Below are 15,753 nucleotides of genomic sequence, written 5' to 3'. Positions count from 1 at the left end.
AAGGAGGTGGATGCTAGTGGCAATGTTATCGTCTGTTATTGGTTTTTTCTTTATGATAATTCCTGTTGTAGTACTTGCTTTTGTGTTTCGATGGATCCGTTTTTTATATGTAAACTCAGAAGAACAAATAAGGCAAAATCAGCAAATCATTTCGTTGTTATCGGATATAAAGAAGCAAAATGAAGAACGGACATGAGTGGGAATACATGTCCGTTTTTTTAATAACGTAGTTTCATTAAGAGGCCTCGAATTTCCTCATCGTTCATAAATAAGTCATGATGCTTCTCTGTAATTTTCGCAAGAGCAACGTCGTGATAGAAAAATTCTGTGAAAAATTTAACGAATGGTTGAGACATTGTTTTCATTGCTTGCCATGAGTTTTGCTCAACGCCCGCAAATAAAATTTCACGATCATCGATAATAATCAGTAAAAAGCGTTCAAGTGCATCATGTTCTTCTGTTGGAATAAGAAGGTGAATCTGTTCTAGTGTTGTATCAAGATTCCCTACAACAAGTGCTTCTATCTCTACGCCTTGCTTTTTCTTCTCTTCTAATAGCGGCATATATTCTAGGAACGTATCATTCCATGCAGACATACGAATGGATTTTTTCGCTTCCTGTACAAGTTGTTTACTTTGTGCGTGAATAGAAGATTGCACTTTTAAGCTCCAAACCCGGTCATCTGTAAATATTTTTTTCGATACGTTGTTTTGTAACTCTTCAATATGTGATTGAAATTCTATGGTTAGTTTTTCAATAGCAAGTTGCAGCGGCAAGGCTGTATATAGCTTTTTCTTTTCGGAAACAGAATCCATCACCATGCCTTTATCAATAAGACGTGTTAATACCTCGTATATCTTTGCTTTCGGAACACCAGAATACTTCACGATGCTCGTTGCATCAAGCGGCCCTTCGCTTGAAACGAGGACCTCGTATGCTTGACTTTCATATTGTGAAAAACCGAATCTTTGTAACATAGTGCCTCCTGAACGAAAATTTCTTCTTTCTTAAGAATAAGGAACTCTCCTTATGAATACAAGTACAGTTATTTTGCCCTATACGGAAATGGTTATATAAGAATTTTTGGTTATGGAAATGAATAAGATTTTACAAGAATTACTTTTTCTTAATATAATAATATTAGCGGTTAAATAAAATTTATTAAGAAGGGGCTAGGGGATTAGAGATTATGAGAAGTTTACGTTGGAAATTAACAATTGTATTTTCGGTACTTATTTCAATGTTGTTTGTGATTTTAGGGACAACTATATATCATTTACAAAAAACGCAGCAGTCACGTATCCTTGATCAATATTCTCATAATACGATGGATTTGTTATCACAACAAATGAATGGGTTTATTAATGGGATTGGAGAGGATATGCAATACTATTCAGGTAGTGAGATGACCATTAAAATGTTACAAGATGGTGTTACGCCAGAAGAAGAAGCGCTGATAACGAGGGAGTTTTTAGATTTTAAAAAAAATCACCCTGATATTTTAGATCTTTATATTGGGACGAAAGATAAAAATACATTAAGTGCGAGTGTTGCAGATGGCGGGAAGTTGCCAGAAGGATATGATCCTACAACAAGGGCCTGGTATAAGGATGCTATAAAGGACCCGAAAACTATACATTGGGGACAGCCTCAGTATGAACTTACGACAGGACAATTAAGTGTTGGTGTTTCCAAAGCGATGTTATCACCAGATGGTTCAGTAATTGGTGTTGTAGCAATGGATGTGTCCTTAAACAGAGTCCAGCAGATGCTTCATAACGTCCAGTATAACTATGGAGGACAAACGCTTATTGTGAATGATAAAAACATAGCGTTAGTGTATCCGGATAAAGTTGGAAAAGATGTATCAAAAGAACCGCTGATTCAAAGTTTCAAACAAGAGAAAAATGATTTTGTTGCTTCTACGTTAAAGGGGAAAGATGTAATTGCATATAGTCAGTCAATGAAATCAATGCAATGGAAGATAGCAATTGTTTATCCGAAAGAGAATGTTGATAATTTATTAACAGAGCTAAGAAATACGTTTATATGGTTAGCGTGTGCTGGTATGCTTGTTGCACTTCTCGTATCGTATTTCTTTGCAAGAAGATTAACAAGACCGCTTCAATCATTAACGGGACAAGTACAGAAAGTAGCAGAAGGGGATTTAACGCTACAAATGAACGTCCAAACGAATGATGAAGTCGGTGTGCTAACAAAGCATTTTAACGAAATGGTTGGACAAATGAATGAAATGGTTAGCCGTATTAAGCATAACGTATCATCAGTACAACAGTCAGCGGATAACTTGCATTATTTAACAAATGAAACAGTTGCCGCAAGTAAGGAAGTTTCTAGTGCAATGGATGATGTGACGGGCGGTGCATCGACGCTAGCAAATAGTGTTGAGGAAATTTCAGCGCAGCTAGAAAATATGGAACAGTCAGTGGGACAGGTAAATGGATCAGTAATTTCTATTAAAGATGTAACGAGCCAGGCAGAACAAGCGTCACAAAATGGTTTGCAGACGATGCAGCGTTTAGTGAATACAAGAGAAGAAGCTTCTTCGATTGTGACTGAAACAGAAGCGGCAGCTGATAAGCTTGAACATAGTGTGCAGTCTATTCAAAATGTAGTTGAGCTTATTAAAGGAATTTCTGATCAAACAAATTTATTAGCATTAAATGCTTCTATTGAAGCAGCGCGTGCAGGGGAACAAGGAAAAGGCTTTGCTGTTGTTGCAGAAGAAGTACGAAAATTAGCAGAGCAATCAAAAGAAGCGACCGGGGATATCGCATCTATTATTGGGGAAGTACAGCGCGAAGTATCTCGCGTTGTAGAAGTTGTCGGTAATTTAAAAGAAATTGCAAATGTACAAGGCCATGTAACGGTCGATGCTGAGAAAGCATTCAAAATTGTTATGTCTGTAGTAAATACAATTGTAACTTCAATTGAAAACATTTCTACTGAAGTGCGAAATATTGGACATGAGCAGAAAGATATTACACAAGTTATGCAAACCATCGCTGAAACAAGTCAGGAGAGTGCGGCTGTATCAGAAGAAGTTAATGCAGCGACAGAAACACAGGTATCGCATCTAGAACAAGTATCAGGAACGATGAAGCAATTAACAGTGGAAATGAGCGATTTGGAAAAGCTGGTAGAACAATTTAAAATAGAAAAATAAAATTTCAGGCTGTCGGGATTTTCCCGACAGCCATTTTTGAATTATTCATATCGTATATTGTAGAAACACCGATATATCATGAGAAGCGTCTACATGTTGAGATTGCAGCTCTTTTCATATTTAATTATGGACAGCTTGAAATGTAAGGGTACCGTTACTTTCTGTTACTTTTAATGTACCCCCAATAGCTTGTGTTGTATATTGATGAGATGTAAGATCAGTTAATCCAAGTTGTTCTAAAATAGACATAACACCTTGTTGACCAAGAGAAGGATCTAAACTCAAAATAATAAGACCTACCGTTGCATAAAAGGCTGAAATGTCTTGTTCAGAAGCATCTGAACCGACAACAGCAACAGCGCCGATATTGCCGTTAGATTTATAAATTGTCATGCCAAATCCTAAACCATTGCTGAATGTCCCATTGTACGTAACAGTTGCTTGATCCTCTGTGAATAGCTTAACATTCCCTAAGTTATATCCGGATGGCTTCCCGAGACTGTTAAAAGTTGAGACAAATTCTTGGATAGTTCGAGTTGTCTCAACTTGTGCTGGTTGAGATGGATTAGGTTGGCTCGGTTGAGGAGCAGGTTGTGGAGTAGGAGGTAGTTGTTGTTCTGGTGGAACCGGCTTTTCAACTGGAGGAGAAGAAGTTGGTTTTTCTTTCTCTTTTCCACAAGCTGTTGTTCCGAGTAGAAGACTGCCCGCTAATAATGAAGTAATAAATAAACGTTTCATCGTTCACTCCCTTTCAAAGTTGCGAAAAAGCGATTTCTTGCAGAAGTGATATCAATATATGCAAGGCGGACAGAAAAGAGTTACGGTAGATAAGCATATTCAGAGAAAATAAATTAATTTATAGAGCATTAAGCTAAGATATTAGGTAGTAGGAAGTTCAAAAGATGAAAATTTGATTTACATAAGTATGTAATGTAGGAAATTGCGGAGAAAATTTTGTACAATAATAAAGAATCTATAGAAGAGGTGAACAGAAATGGCAATTGTTGATGTTACAATTATCCCAGTTGGAACAGGTACTACAAGTGTAAGTGAGTATGTAGCAGAAATACAAAAAGTACTTGAGAAAAATGCAGATCGCGTGAAGTATCAATTAACACCAATGAATACAATTATTGAAGGAGAACTTCCGGTGTTATTTGAAGTTATTCAACAAATGCATGAAGTTCCATTTTCAAAAGGTGCAGGCCGCGTAGCAACAAATATTCGCGTTGATGACCGCCGTGATAAAGTTAGCTCTATGGAGAAGAAGTTACAATCTGTACAGTCGAAGTTATAGAGTGAACCTTAACTAGTGGAATCAGTCGAGCCTTACTGTCCGAAGGTAGCGAGATGAAGTAAGTATAGGGGAAGCAGCTAAATAGAGCTGCTTCTTTTTGTATGAAGGGCAAGAAATTTGTTTCCGCCTTTAAATTTCTTTATTATCAAGTGTAAAGAAATATGAAGGAGGGGCTATAGGGTGAATGAAAAATTTCAAGAACAGTTTGATGGGTTGCTACAGAAGTATACAGAGCTATTATTAGGAGAGAGCGATGAAGAATATAAACAAAAGGTTGAGAAATGGGCGTTATATTCGTATATTGCTAAAACAATGCCAGCGCTTGTAAAGCATTGGAATGAAACGTATCCAGATGCGAAAGAAGAGATGGTAAAATTAATTACAGAAATTAAAAAGCGCAATGATGAACATAGACAAAATAAGTGACAAATGAGAAATGGCTACTTGTAATCAAGTAGTCTTTTTTTGTATTTTTTGATGAACATGTATATGAGTTATTTTTATATAATGTTTGGTTATGTGTATGCCATCTTTATACGAAATAAAGGGAGTGTTTTTTTCTTTGTATAAAGAGAAGAAAGTATTAAAGATTATTTGTCGAAATTATTTCTCATAGGCGTTGTTTTCCTATATTGCTACTCATACACCTGGAATTTCTATATGTCGAAACATTTTTATTTCGTATTTTTCCTTTTAAAATTCAATTATACAAACATTCTCGTATTATTGTGTTAATTATCTAAATAATTATTTGTATCAAATAATTTTAAACAATGATATAATTTAGAAGAGGGGTAAAAAACAGACAAAGTACAGTCATAGGGGTGGAGTACATGGAACAATTAATGCGTAATTCCTTCTTGTTTTTATCAAAAAATAAAGCGATGACAAAACTAGCGAAAAAATACGGTTTACGTTTTGGAGCAGGACGCTTTGTTGCAGGGGAAACAATTGATTTAGCAGTAGCTGCAATTAAAGATTTAAACAAGCAAAACCTTTGTGTTACGATCGACTATTTAGGGGAATTTGTTGATAACGAAGCAGAGGCAAACGAAATGGCGGATGAATCGATTGAAGCGATTCGTGCAATTGGTCGCGAAAAGCTAGATTCTCAGCTTTCATTAAAAATGACTTCTATGGGTTTAGACATCTCAGAAAATTTAGTTATGAACAATATGCGCCGTATTTTAGACGCAGCGAAAGAAAACGGTGTGTTTGTAACAATTGATATGGAAGATTACTCACGTTGTGGAAAAACAATTGAAATCTTCAAGCTGTTAAAAGAAGAATATGACAATGTTGGTACAGTAATTCAAGCGTATTTATATCGTACTGAAAAAGATATAGATGATTTGAATGCGTATAACCCAAATTTGCGTCTTGTAAAAGGGGCTTATAAAGAGTCTGAAGAAGTTGCATTTCCAGAAAAGAAAGATGTAGATGACAATTATAAAAAGATTATTAGAACGCACTTATTAAATGGTAATTATACAGCAATCGCTTCACATGATGATGCAATTATTGAATATACAAAAAAACTTGCTGAGGAATACAACATTTCGCGTGATCAGTTTGAATTCCAAATGTTATATGGCATTCGTACAGAGCGTCAACTTGAGCTTGTGAAAGAAGGATATAAAATGCGCGTGTATGTACCATATGGAAACGATTGGTACGGATACTTCATGCGTCGCTTAGCAGAACGTCCAGCTAACGTAGCATTCGTATTAAAAGGAATGATTAAAAAATAACCAAGGAAGCATAGACTTCCTTGGTTATTTTAATTGTCCAAAAGCATAGTCAGTCATCTTTTTTGCATCAGGGTACAGTGTTTTGCGACCAGAAGAGAGGACAACCGTAATAACCTTTTTACCGTCTTTCTCATCTATTGTAACGACTGTATATTCTGCTAATGCAGAAAGACCGCTTTTACTTCCAATCGCATGTGGATCAGCGTACAATTCTTCACGTCCATAGTTTGCGATTTTTTTCGTTTGCATGGATGTATGTATAGTTGTATGAATTGTATTCATATCTTGCAAGACTTGTGGATACTTTAATACTTCTTTTGTAATAAGTGCCAAATCATATGGTGAAATTTTATTTCCAAGTGCATCAGCCCCGCTTGCATTTTTAAACGTTGTATGTGTCGCTCCGAGCTGCTTTGCTCGTTCATTCATCATTTTAGCGAATTTTTCCTTGGAACCGGCAATATGTTCTGCAACCGATTCACCGATTGGATCGGCGCTAATAACAAGCATCAACTTTAATGCCTCATCGCGCTTTAGCTTTTCCCCAGCATGTAGTGTAATTTTTTTACTTTGGCTCTCTGTTTTTATCGCATTTTCTGTAACGGTAATTTCCTCATCTTCTTTTACGTTTTCCAGTAGAAGAAGAGCGGTCATCATTTTCGCTACACTCGCTGGATAGGAACGGTCATGTTCATGTTTTCCGTATAAAATTTCTCCTGTATTTGCGTCAATTGTCACGCCGTATTTCCCGTATATATCAGGCTGGTTGGCCCTGGCTACTTTTTGCCTGTGCGCATATAAAGAAAAAATCATTGCAATAAATAATGTAGCAGTAATAACAAGTAGTGTAATCGTTCGTTTCATTCTGTACCCTCTTTTATGTATGGAATAGGCAGCGATATAGCCTATTTTTTATTATGCCATGTTCGCTGCCTATATTTGTACTCTTATTTTTCACCCATGTTTTGTTTTTTATATTGCTGATTGTTTCCTTGTCGGCCTTTTTCGATACCTCGATCAACTGGACCAGCATTTCCTGTCACGCTTGTAGAACTAATACCTGCTTTTGATGGGTTTTTCTTAATTTTAGCCATAAGTTATGCCTCCGTGTGATCAAATTTATCCCGCTTTAACAGGCAGTAAGACTTCCACATCAAGATGCAGAGAAAAGCGAGAAAAATAACTGCCCGTAAAAGCACGATTGGTGAAACTAACCATCAGTGAAAAAATCATTCACTGATGGAAGTTTCACTTTATGGATTTTTTAAATTGTAACGAACCCTTTAGGGTAAGGTGTTTAAGAAAGGAAGTTCACTACATATCATGCCCAAAATAGAAAAAAAGAAATAAGTTCAGAAAATTTTATTTTTAAATATATTGCGAAAATTTAAACTATATCATATATTTATTAGTAGAGGCTCATTCATAGATTGCGACGTTTGTCAAAAAATTGAATGAGCATTCATTCAAGAATAAGGGGGAGAATTGGATGTTCCAAATTAAAAAGGCTGCAGTTCTTGGTTCTGGTGTAATGGGTTCTGGAATTGCTGCGCATTTAGCTAACATCGGTATACCGACATTATTGCTTGATATTGTACCGCCATCGCTTACAAAAGAGGAAGAAGCGATGGGACTTACATTAGAACATAAAAGTGTACGAAATCGTTTCAGTAACGGAGCTCTGCAAAAATTGTTAAAGCAAAAACCAGCTCCTCTTACAATGAAAGAAAACTTAACGTTAATTGAGGCTGGCAATATGGAAGATGATATGGAACGCCTTGCTGACGTTGATTGGATTATTGAAGTTGTTGTAGAAAATTTAGAAATTAAAAAGAAAGTATTTGAGAAAATAGACGCTGTTCGTAAGTCAGGTTCTATTGTTAGCTCAAATACATCTGGTATTTCCGTTGAAAAAATGATAGAAGGGCGTTCAGACGATTTCAAAAAGCATTTCTTGGGAACGCACTTTTTTAACCCTCCGCGTTATTTAAAACTTCTTGAGATTATACCGACAAAAGAAACGGCTCCTCATGTGTTAGACTTCATGAAACTATTTGGCGAAGATGTACTTGGAAAAGGTGTTGTTGTTGCAAAAGACACACCAAACTTTATTGGAAACCGCATCGGTACGTACGGACTGCTTGTAACATTGCAAGAGATGGTAAAACGCGGTTATAGCGTTGGCGAAGTAGATTCTGTAACAGGCCCATTAATTGGCCGTCCGAAAAGTGCAACGTTCCGTACATTAGATGTTGTCGGATTAGATACATTTGTTCATGTTGCAAATAACGTATATGAAAACGTACAAGAAGAAGAGCGTGAAGTTTTCAAAGTACCAGCTTTCATGCACGACATGTTAGAAAGAAAATGGCTTGGAAGTAAAACAGGTCAAGGCTTCTTCTTAAAACAAGGAAAAGAGATTTTAGAGTTAAATCCAGAAACAATGGAATACGAAGAACGTAAAAAAATGAAAGCGGCTTCTGTTGAATTAAGTAAACAAGAAAAAGGATTAGCGAATAAATTGAAAGCGCTTGTATATGCACAAGATCGCGCTGGTGAATTGTTATGGAACATTATTACACCAACTCTTCTATATTCAGCAAAGCTAATGAAAGAAATTGCTGATGATATTGTCGCAATTGATAATGCGATGAAGTGGGGCTTTGGCTGGGAGCAAGGACCATTTGAAATTTGGGATGCAATTGGCGTTGAGAAGTCCGTTCAGAAAATGGAGGAAAACGGTCAAGTAGTTCCAGCTTGGGTAAAAGAAATGATCGAGAAAGGTATTACATCGTTCTATAAACATGATAATGGCGAGAGCTATTACTATGATAACGGTGAATATAAACAAATCGTTCGTAATAAAAAGGCAATTTCTCTAAAACAACTGAAAGAGAAAAATGGCGTACTGAAGAAAAATAGCGGTGCGAGCCTGATTGATTTAGGTGACGGTATTCTTTGCTTAGAATTCCATTCGAAGAGCAATGCAATCGGTATGGATATTACGCAAATGATTAATTACGCTGTCGATGAAGTAGAAAAGAACTATAAAGGGCTTATTATTGGAAATCAATCGAAGAATTTCTGCGTTGGTGCGAACCTTGCAATGATTTTAATGGAAGCACAAGACGATAACTACTTTGAAATTGAGTGGGTCGTGAAAAACTTCCAAGATGCAATGATGAAAATAAAGTACTGTTCAAAACCAGTCGTGGCAGCGCCTTATGGTATGACACTTGGCGGCGGTACAGAGGTTTGCTTACCAGCTGCTAGTATTCAAGCTTCTAGCGAAACATACATGGGATTAGTAGAAGTCGGTGTTGGTTTAATCCCTGGCGGAGGCGGTAACAAAGAGCTATACATTAAACATTTGAACAAAATGGCAAACGGTGTTGAGTTTGACCTGCAAAAAGTTGCAAACAAAGTGTTTGAAACAGTAGCTATGGCGAAAGTTTCAACATCTGCACAAGAAGCAGCTTCTCATAACTTCTTAGGCGATAAAGATGGTATTAGCGTCAATGGCGATCACTTACTATATGATGCAAAACAAAAGGCACTTGCCTTATATGAAGCGGGCTATAAAGCACCAATTCGTAAAAAGATCCCAGTTGTCGGTGAAACAGGATATGCAACGCTCGTACTTGGGGCAGAAGCAATGCACTTATCTGGCTATATTTCCGAATATGACTTACACATTGCGAAAAAACTTGCATATGTCATTGCTGGCGGAAAAATTCCATATGGAACAGAAGTTGATGAACAATATTTATTAGATGTGGAACGCGAAGCATTTATCAGTTTAGTGAGCGAAATGAAATCACAAGCAAGAATGCAGCACATGCTTGTAAAAGGAAAACCATTACGTAACTAAGGAGGAAGAGTGTTCATGAGAGAAGCTGTTATTGTTGCAGGGGCAAGAACGCCAGTTGGGAAAGCGAAGAGAGGATCATTAAAAACAGTACGTCCTGATGATTTAGGGGCATTAGTTGTAAAAGAAACATTAAAACGTGCGAATAACTACGACGGTCCAATTGATGATTTAATTTTTGGTTGTGCGACGCCGGAAGCAGAGCAAGGTTTAAACATGGCGCGTAATATCGGCGGGCTAGCAGGACTTTCTTATAATGTTCCAGCTATTACAATTAACCGTTACTGCTCTTCTGGACTGCAAAGTATTGCTTTTGGTGCAGAGCGTATTATGCTTGGGCATTCGGAAGCTGTATTATCCGGCGGTGCTGAATCTATGAGTTTAGTACCGATGATGGGACACGTTGTTCGTCCGAATAACCGCCTTGTTGAAGCAGCTCCAGAATATTATATGAGCATGGGACATACAGCGGAGCAAGTAGCGATGAAATATGGAATTTCCCGTGAAGAGCAAGATGCGTTTGCGGTAAGAAGCCATCAACGCGCAGCAAAAGCATTAGCGGAAGGAAAGTTCGTAGATGAAACAGTATCGGTGGATGTAACACTTCGCACTGTTTCAGCAAACAACAAGTTACAAGAAGAAACAATTGTGTTCTCACAGGATGAAGGGGTAAGAGCAGATACGACGTTAGATGTGCTTGGGAAACTGCGACCAGCATTTAACGTGCGCGGTTCGGTAACAGCTGGAAATTCTTCGCAGCTGAGCGACGGCGCAGCTGCAGTATTACTGATGGATCGTGAAAAAGCAGTAAGCGACGGATTAAAGCCGCTTGCAAAATTCCGTTCCTTCGCAGTAGCTGGTGTACCGCCAGAAGTAATGGGAATCGGTCCAATTGCAGCGATTCCAAAAGCGTTAAAATTAGCAGGTTTAGAGTTATCTGATATTGGTTTATTTGAATTAAATGAAGCATTCGCATCTCAATCGATCCAAGTTATTCGTGAACTTGGATTAGATGAAGAAAAAGTAAACGTAAACGGCGGAGCGATTGCCCTTGGACATCCACTTGGTTGTACAGGAGCGAAACTAACATTATCTCTTATTCATGAAATGAAGCGCCGTAATGAGCAGTTCGGTATCGTGACAATGTGTATTGGCGGCGGAATGGGTGCTGCTGGAGTGTTTGAATTATTATAAAAAAAGTGGAAGCGGCTCGCTCAGAATGTGAGGAAGAAGTGAAGCCACCGAACATTCTAGCCGCTGGAACTGGATTTAATAAAAGTGAAGTTAGACAGATAAAGAATGGAAGCGACTAAAGGGTACGAAAACAAATAAAGGGAGGGCTAGCTTCTCTCGTAACAAGAGAAGCAGCCTATGAAAATATGAAGGAGGAATTTTTCATGGAAAAAATAGTAGGAAGTGCAGTGAAAGGCGGCAGCTTTTTAGTTGATGATATTACAATTGATCAAGTGTTTACACCTGAAGATTATACAGATGAGCATAAAATGATTGCGAAAACAACAGAGGACTTTATTGTAAATGAAGTACTGCCAGAGCTTGAATATTTAGAGCAGCATGAGTTTGATCGCTCTGTTCGTTTATTAAAAGAAGCAGGTGAGCTTGGATTATTAGGTGCTGATGTACCAGAAGAGTACGGCGGTATTGGCCTTGATAAAGTTAGCTCTGCGTTAATTGCAGAGAAATTCTCTCGTGCGGGCGGCTTTGCGATTACGCACGGTGCTCACGTTGGTATCGGGTCGTTACCAATCGTATTATTCGGTAACGAAGAACAAAAGAAAAAATATCTTCCTGCATTAGCAACAGGCGAAAAGCTAGCTGCGTACGCATTAACTGAGCCAGGATCTGGATCTGATGCATTAGGAGCAAAAACAACAGCTCGCTTAAATGCGGAAGGTACACACTATGTATTAAACGGTGAAAAACAGTGGATTACAAACTCCGCTTTCGCCGATGTATTTGTTGTATACGCAAAAGTAGATGGCGAGCATTTCACGGCGTTTATCGTAGAGAAAGAATACGCTGGCGTATCCACAAGCCCGGAAGAAAAGAAAATGGGTATTAAGTGTTCTTCTACTCGTACGTTAATTTTAGAAGACGCACTAGTGCCAAAAGAAAATGTACTTGGTGAAATCGGTAAAGGTCATGTAATCGCATTTAACATTTTAAATATCGGCCGCTATAAATTAGGTGTTGGTACAGTTGGTTCATCAAAACGTGCGTTAGAAATTTCAGCACAATATGCAAATCAACGTCAGCAGTTTAAGCAACCAATTGCTCGCTTCCCATTAATTCAAGAGAAGCTTGCAAATATGGCAGCGAAAATTTATGCAGCTGAAAGCTCTGTATATCGTACAGTTGGTTTATTTGAAAGCCGTATGAGTACATTATCAGAAGAAGAAGTAAAAGACGGGAAAGCTGTAGCAGCTTCTATCGCTGAATATGCAATTGAGTGTTCTTTAAATAAAGTATTCGGTTCTGAAGTGCTAGATTATGTAGTAGATGAAGGTGTTCAAATTCATGGTGGTTACGGATTTATGGCAGAGTACGAGATTGAAAGAATGTACCGCGATTCTCGTATTAACCGTATTTTCGAAGGTACGAATGAGATTAACCGCTTAATCGTACCAGGTACGTTCTTGCGTAAAGCAATGAAAGGTGAATTACCACTTCTGCAAAAAGCACAAAAATTACAAGAAGAATTAATGATGATGATGCCGGAAGAAGTAGGCGATGAGCCATTAGCACTGCAAAAACATTTAGTGAAAAATGCGAAGAAAATTGGCTTAATGGTTGCTGGTTTAGCTGTTCAAAAATACGGTAAAGCGTTAGATAAAGAACAAGAAGTTCTTGTTAATATCGCTGATATCGTAAGCAACCTATATGCAATGGAATCTGCAGTTCTTCGTACAGAAAAAGCAATTAAAACAACTGGCCTTGAGAAGAACAAACAGAAAGTATTATACACTGAAGTATTCTGCCAAGAGGCGTTCAATCAAATCGAAGCAGATGCGAAAGAAACAATTATTGCTGTAGAAAATGGCGATATGCTGCGCATGATGTTATCTGCGCTTCGTAAATTCACTCGTCATACACCGCTTAATGTGATTCCAAAGAAACGTGAAATCGCAGCGAAAGTGTTAGAGGATGAGCGTTATACAGTTTAATATGTAAAAAGGCAGGAGTCGTTTGGAGCGACTCCTGCCTTTTTTTGCACAAAAATGGAATTTCTAGTGACAAAAACTAATGTCGTTAGTTATAATAAAACTAACGACATTAGTTTTATGTGAAGAGGAGCTGGAAATATGAGAATGATTCATGAAAAAACGGTATATCAATTGTCATTTTTGCCAAGAGCGTTTCCTGTAAATTGTTACTTTGTGGAGGAAGAAGACGGTTTAACTTTAATTGATGCGGCTTTGCCATATAGCGCAAAAGGTATCTTGCAAGCAGCTCAAAAAATAGGAAAACCGATTACTAATATTGTATTAACACATGCACACGATGATCACATCGGTGCGCTAGATGCATTAAAGGAAGTACTTCCAGATGTTCCGGTTTATATTTCTAAGCGGGATGCACGGTTGTTAGAAGGAGATACGACATTACAAAGAGATGAACCAAATACGCCAATAAAAGGCGGTGTACCTAAAAAAGTGAAAACGAGACCGGATGTTTTATTGGAAGATGGAGATCGAATTGGATCGCTTCTTGCGATTATGACACCGGGACATACACCAGGCTCCATGTCGTTTCTTGATACGCGAAATAACGCCCTTATTGCCGGGGATGCATTTCAAACAAGAGGGGGCATGGCTGTTTCGGGACAAATGAAATTTTGGTTTCCGTTTCCTGCAATGGCAACATGGAGTAAAGAATTAGCATTACAGAGTGCAGAGAAGCTAAGAGAATATGAGCCTTCCTTACTTGCGGCAGGGCATGGGAAAATGATAAATAATCCAGTCGCTGCAATAGACCGTGCGATTGAGGAAGCAAAGCGAAATGTAGAAAGTATGAAAGAGGGTTAATTTATGTCACCGAGAATCGGACTTACATTACAGAAAATCGTAGACACAGCAGCAGAAATCGCAGATACAAATGGGATACAAGAAGTAACATTAGCGTCATTATCGCAAAGGCTTGGAATACGTTCTCCTTCTCTATATAATCATGTGAAAGGTTTACAAGACGTACGGAAAAATCTTGGTGTTTACGGAATAGAACAGCTGCATGAGGCGCTGAAAGAGGCGATAGAGGGTAAACGTATGGATGAAGCAATTTATGCATTAGGAGAAGCATACGTATCGTTTGTCCGAAAACATCCTGGATTGTATGAAGCAACTTTTTTACGAGATGAAGAAGTGCAACAAGCAGGTGATGGAACTGTAGAGCTTTGTCTTCGTGTTTTACAACAATACGGTTTAGAAGGTGAGCAGGCGCTTCATGCGACTCGTGGACTAAGAAGTATTTGTCACGGATTTGCATCGATTGAACAGCAAGGTGGATTTGGGTTGCCGCTGGATTTAGATACAAGTTTACATTTATTATTGGAAACGTTTATTAAAGGGCTACATGTTATAAAAGAATAAATAAGAAAAAAGAAAATACGAGTTTTTTGTTGTTTGTAATTTTTCACAGTAGATTGCGCGACATTTTAGCTTAACTAGAGTGGTGAAACCTTAGAAGAGATTCTAAGGTTTTTTATGTTGCAGAATGTTTTTAAGTGCATACAATCCAAAAATAAATAGATACTAAATGTTGAATGAACCATGAAAGGAAGGTATGTGCGATGCAAAACTTAACTGAGCTTGAAGTGGAAAATTTACGTCATCTTATTGGCGGACATTCCATGATTATTAACAAACTAGAAGAATATGCGGGAACATGTACAGATCCGCAATTAAAACAGATGTTGCAAAAAGATGCACAGGATGCAAGAAATACGAAACAACAATTAATGTCATTTCTAGGATAGGAGTGTACGGAACATGAATGAAAAAGACATGGTGAACGATTATTTAGCTGGATTAAATGCGAGTTTAACAGGCTATGCGAATTACATTGCTCAAACGAATAATGAACAATTACACCAAACATTGATTCAAATTCGTAACCAAGATGAAGTAAGACAGCGTAATTTATATCAATATGCGATGCAAAAGGGATATTATCAACCAGCAGCTCCAGCAAATCCAATGGTTGTTCAGCAGTTGAAGAGCCAATTAAATGCGCAATAAGGAAAGAGGCTTTAAAGCGAGTGACGTGATTGAGACGTTGCTCGTTTTTTTGTGAAAGTGAAACGTTCGTAACTTTGTCGGAATTATTTCCAAGGGGACATAAAACGTCCATATTATTTGTGGTATATTTCACAAATTGTACATGGTTTCCATGGCAAAAACTTCTATAATAAAAAGTGTAAAGAGCACAAGGCACAGAAAATTACACTAAGAAGCAGGTGAAATTGTCATGAATAGAAATACAAGAAGGATTGCAATTATCGGTACTGGATTAGTTGGATCAAGCTGAGCGTATTCTATTGTGAATCAAGGAATCTGTGAAGAATTAGCGTTAATTGATCTTAATCATGAGCGAGCAGTTGGCGAAGCAAAGGATTAAGTGTTGTTCCAGCGATGGT

16 protein-coding genes and 1 pseudogene are annotated in these 15,753 nt (G+C 37.8%); 13 read left to right on the top strand and 4 right to left on the bottom strand.

Annotated features, from left to right (window positions below; translation table 11 throughout):
• Window positions 1-16 precede the first annotated feature (16 nt).
• A complete protein-coding gene (locus AB1284_RS20480) occupies window positions 17-196 on the top strand; it encodes a hypothetical protein (protein WP_429754458.1) in 180 nt (59 codons plus the stop codon).
• A 22-nt stretch (window positions 197-218) separates the two neighbouring features.
• Here AB1284_RS20480 and AB1284_RS20475 read toward each other — a convergent pair whose 3' ends face one another.
• Window positions 219-977, bottom strand: coding sequence for a TrmB family transcriptional regulator (locus AB1284_RS20475; RefSeq protein WP_429753235.1), 759 nt, complete (start codon window positions 975-977; stop codon window positions 219-221).
• Between the two features lie 212 nt (window positions 978-1,189).
• Here AB1284_RS20475 and AB1284_RS20470 point away from each other — a divergent pair, with 212 nt between their 5' ends.
• Window positions 1,190-3,187, top strand: coding sequence for a methyl-accepting chemotaxis protein (locus AB1284_RS20470; protein ID WP_429753236.1), 1,998 nt, complete (start codon window positions 1,190-1,192; stop codon window positions 3,185-3,187).
• A 120-nt stretch (window positions 3,188-3,307) separates the two neighbouring features.
• Here the strand turns inward: AB1284_RS20470 and AB1284_RS20465 are convergent, their stop codons facing one another.
• Window positions 3,308-3,925 (bottom strand): adhesin, encoded by a 618-nt coding sequence (locus tag AB1284_RS20465; protein WP_429753237.1) that lies wholly within the window; start codon window positions 3,923-3,925, stop codon window positions 3,308-3,310.
• A 256-nt stretch (window positions 3,926-4,181) separates the two neighbouring features.
• Between AB1284_RS20465 and AB1284_RS20460 the strand changes: the two genes are divergently transcribed.
• From AB1284_RS20460 to AB1284_RS20450, 3 genes are all read left to right on the top strand, one after another.
• Window positions 4,182-4,484, top strand: coding sequence for an MTH1187 family thiamine-binding protein (locus tag AB1284_RS20460; RefSeq protein ID WP_090998954.1), 303 nt, complete (start codon window positions 4,182-4,184; stop codon window positions 4,482-4,484).
• 180 nt (window positions 4,485-4,664) lie between these two features.
• On the top strand, window positions 4,665-4,910 hold the full coding sequence (locus AB1284_RS20455; protein ID WP_336482407.1) for a YusU family protein: 246 nt from the start codon (window positions 4,665-4,667) through the stop codon (window positions 4,908-4,910).
• Between the two features lie 407 nt (window positions 4,911-5,317).
• Window positions 5,318-6,235, top strand: coding sequence for a proline dehydrogenase family protein (locus tag AB1284_RS20450; protein WP_429753238.1), 918 nt, complete (start codon window positions 5,318-5,320; stop codon window positions 6,233-6,235).
• A 24-nt stretch (window positions 6,236-6,259) separates the two neighbouring features.
• Here the strand turns inward: AB1284_RS20450 and AB1284_RS20445 are convergent, their stop codons facing one another.
• Together AB1284_RS20445 and AB1284_RS20440 are read right to left on the bottom strand one after the other, a co-directional pair.
• The gene (locus AB1284_RS20445; protein ID WP_429753239.1) at window positions 6,260-7,099 is read right to left on the bottom strand and encodes a D-alanyl-D-alanine carboxypeptidase family protein; all 840 of its coding nucleotides are present in this window, start codon (window positions 7,097-7,099) and stop codon (window positions 6,260-6,262) included.
• A gap of 83 nt (window positions 7,100-7,182) precedes the next feature.
• Window positions 7,183-7,329 (bottom strand): YuzL family protein, encoded by a 147-nt coding sequence (locus tag AB1284_RS20440; RefSeq protein ID WP_090916082.1) that lies wholly within the window; start codon window positions 7,327-7,329, stop codon window positions 7,183-7,185.
• A 395-nt stretch (window positions 7,330-7,724) separates the two neighbouring features.
• Here AB1284_RS20440 and AB1284_RS20435 point away from each other — a divergent pair, with 395 nt between their 5' ends.
• The 8 genes and pseudogenes from AB1284_RS20435 to AB1284_RS20400 all read left to right on the top strand — a co-directional run.
• Window positions 7,725-10,106 carry a 3-hydroxyacyl-CoA dehydrogenase/enoyl-CoA hydratase family protein gene (locus tag AB1284_RS20435; protein WP_429753241.1) on the top strand — a complete coding sequence of 794 codons (2,382 nt, stop codon included), beginning with the start codon at window positions 7,725-7,727 and terminating at the stop codon, window positions 10,104-10,106.
• 15 nt (window positions 10,107-10,121) lie between these two features.
• The gene (locus AB1284_RS20430; RefSeq protein WP_429753242.1) at window positions 10,122-11,297 is read left to right on the top strand and encodes an acetyl-CoA C-acetyltransferase; all 1,176 of its coding nucleotides are present in this window, start codon (window positions 10,122-10,124) and stop codon (window positions 11,295-11,297) included.
• A gap of 203 nt (window positions 11,298-11,500) precedes the next feature.
• Window positions 11,501-13,285 carry an acyl-CoA dehydrogenase family protein gene (locus tag AB1284_RS20425; protein WP_429753243.1) on the top strand — a complete coding sequence of 595 codons (1,785 nt, stop codon included), beginning with the start codon at window positions 11,501-11,503 and terminating at the stop codon, window positions 13,283-13,285.
• Window positions 13,286-13,423: 138 nt separating this feature from the next.
• A complete protein-coding gene (locus AB1284_RS20420; RefSeq protein ID WP_429753244.1) occupies window positions 13,424-14,146 on the top strand; it encodes an MBL fold metallo-hydrolase in 723 nt (240 codons plus the stop codon).
• Between the two features lie 3 nt (window positions 14,147-14,149).
• Window positions 14,150-14,707 carry a TetR/AcrR family transcriptional regulator gene (locus AB1284_RS20415; RefSeq protein ID WP_429753245.1) on the top strand — a complete coding sequence of 186 codons (558 nt, stop codon included), beginning with the start codon at window positions 14,150-14,152 and terminating at the stop codon, window positions 14,705-14,707.
• Window positions 14,708-14,907: 200 nt separating this feature from the next.
• Window positions 14,908-15,093, top strand: a complete 186-nt coding sequence (locus tag AB1284_RS20410) for a hypothetical protein (RefSeq protein ID WP_429753246.1) — start codon at window positions 14,908-14,910, stop codon at window positions 15,091-15,093.
• Between the two features lie 13 nt (window positions 15,094-15,106).
• Entirely contained in the window at window positions 15,107-15,355 is a 249-nt protein-coding gene (locus AB1284_RS20405; protein WP_429753247.1) for a spore coat protein, read from the top strand.
• A 229-nt stretch (window positions 15,356-15,584) separates the two neighbouring features.
• Window positions 15,585-15,731 (top strand): annotated as a pseudogene (locus tag AB1284_RS20400) (lactate/malate family dehydrogenase); the annotation flags it as partial.
• Window positions 15,732-15,753: the final 22 nt, after the last annotated feature.

This window comes from Bacillus sp. S2(2024), from assembly GCF_050474045.1.
GTDB classification, from domain to species: domain Bacteria; phylum Bacillota; class Bacilli; order Bacillales; family Bacillaceae_G; genus Bacillus_A; species Bacillus_A yunxiaonensis.
Note: the sequence above shows the minus strand (reverse complement) of the source record. Positions and strands in the feature narration are given on the sequence as shown.

Bases quoted from the DNA above. Each gene is read 5' to 3' on its own strand.
- AB1284_RS20410 (WP_429753246.1), top strand. From the start codon at position 14,908: ATGCAAAACTTAACTGAGCTTGAAGTGGAAAATTTACGTCATCTTATT.
- AB1284_RS20470 (WP_429753236.1), top strand. From the start codon at position 1,190: ATGAGAAGTTTACGTTGGAAATTAACAATTGTATTTTCGGTACTTATT.
- AB1284_RS20435 (WP_429753241.1), top strand. From the start codon at position 7,725: ATGTTCCAAATTAAAAAGGCTGCAGTTCTTGGTTCTGGTGTAATGGGT.
- AB1284_RS20405 (WP_429753247.1), top strand. From the start codon at position 15,107: ATGAATGAAAAAGACATGGTGAACGATTATTTAGCTGGATTAAATGCG.
- AB1284_RS20440 (WP_090916082.1), bottom strand. From the start codon at position 7,329: ATGGCTAAAATTAAGAAAAACCCATCAAAAGCAGGTATTAGTTCTACA.
- AB1284_RS20415 (WP_429753245.1), top strand. From the start codon at position 14,150: ATGTCACCGAGAATCGGACTTACATTACAGAAAATCGTAGACACAGCA.
- AB1284_RS20425 (WP_429753243.1), top strand. From the start codon at position 11,501: ATGGAAAAAATAGTAGGAAGTGCAGTGAAAGGCGGCAGCTTTTTAGTT.
- AB1284_RS20465 (WP_429753237.1), bottom strand. From the start codon at position 3,925: ATGAAACGTTTATTTATTACTTCATTATTAGCGGGCAGTCTTCTACTC.
- AB1284_RS20460 (WP_090998954.1), top strand. From the start codon at position 4,182: ATGGCAATTGTTGATGTTACAATTATCCCAGTTGGAACAGGTACTACA.
- AB1284_RS20420 (WP_429753244.1), top strand. From the start codon at position 13,424: ATGAGAATGATTCATGAAAAAACGGTATATCAATTGTCATTTTTGCCA.
- AB1284_RS20445 (WP_429753239.1), bottom strand. From the start codon at position 7,099: ATGAAACGAACGATTACACTACTTGTTATTACTGCTACATTATTTATT.
- AB1284_RS20430 (WP_429753242.1), top strand. From the start codon at position 10,122: ATGAGAGAAGCTGTTATTGTTGCAGGGGCAAGAACGCCAGTTGGGAAA.
- AB1284_RS20475 (WP_429753235.1), bottom strand. From the start codon at position 977: ATGTTACAAAGATTCGGTTTTTCACAATATGAAAGTCAAGCATACGAG.
- AB1284_RS20450 (WP_429753238.1), top strand. From the start codon at position 5,318: ATGGAACAATTAATGCGTAATTCCTTCTTGTTTTTATCAAAAAATAAA.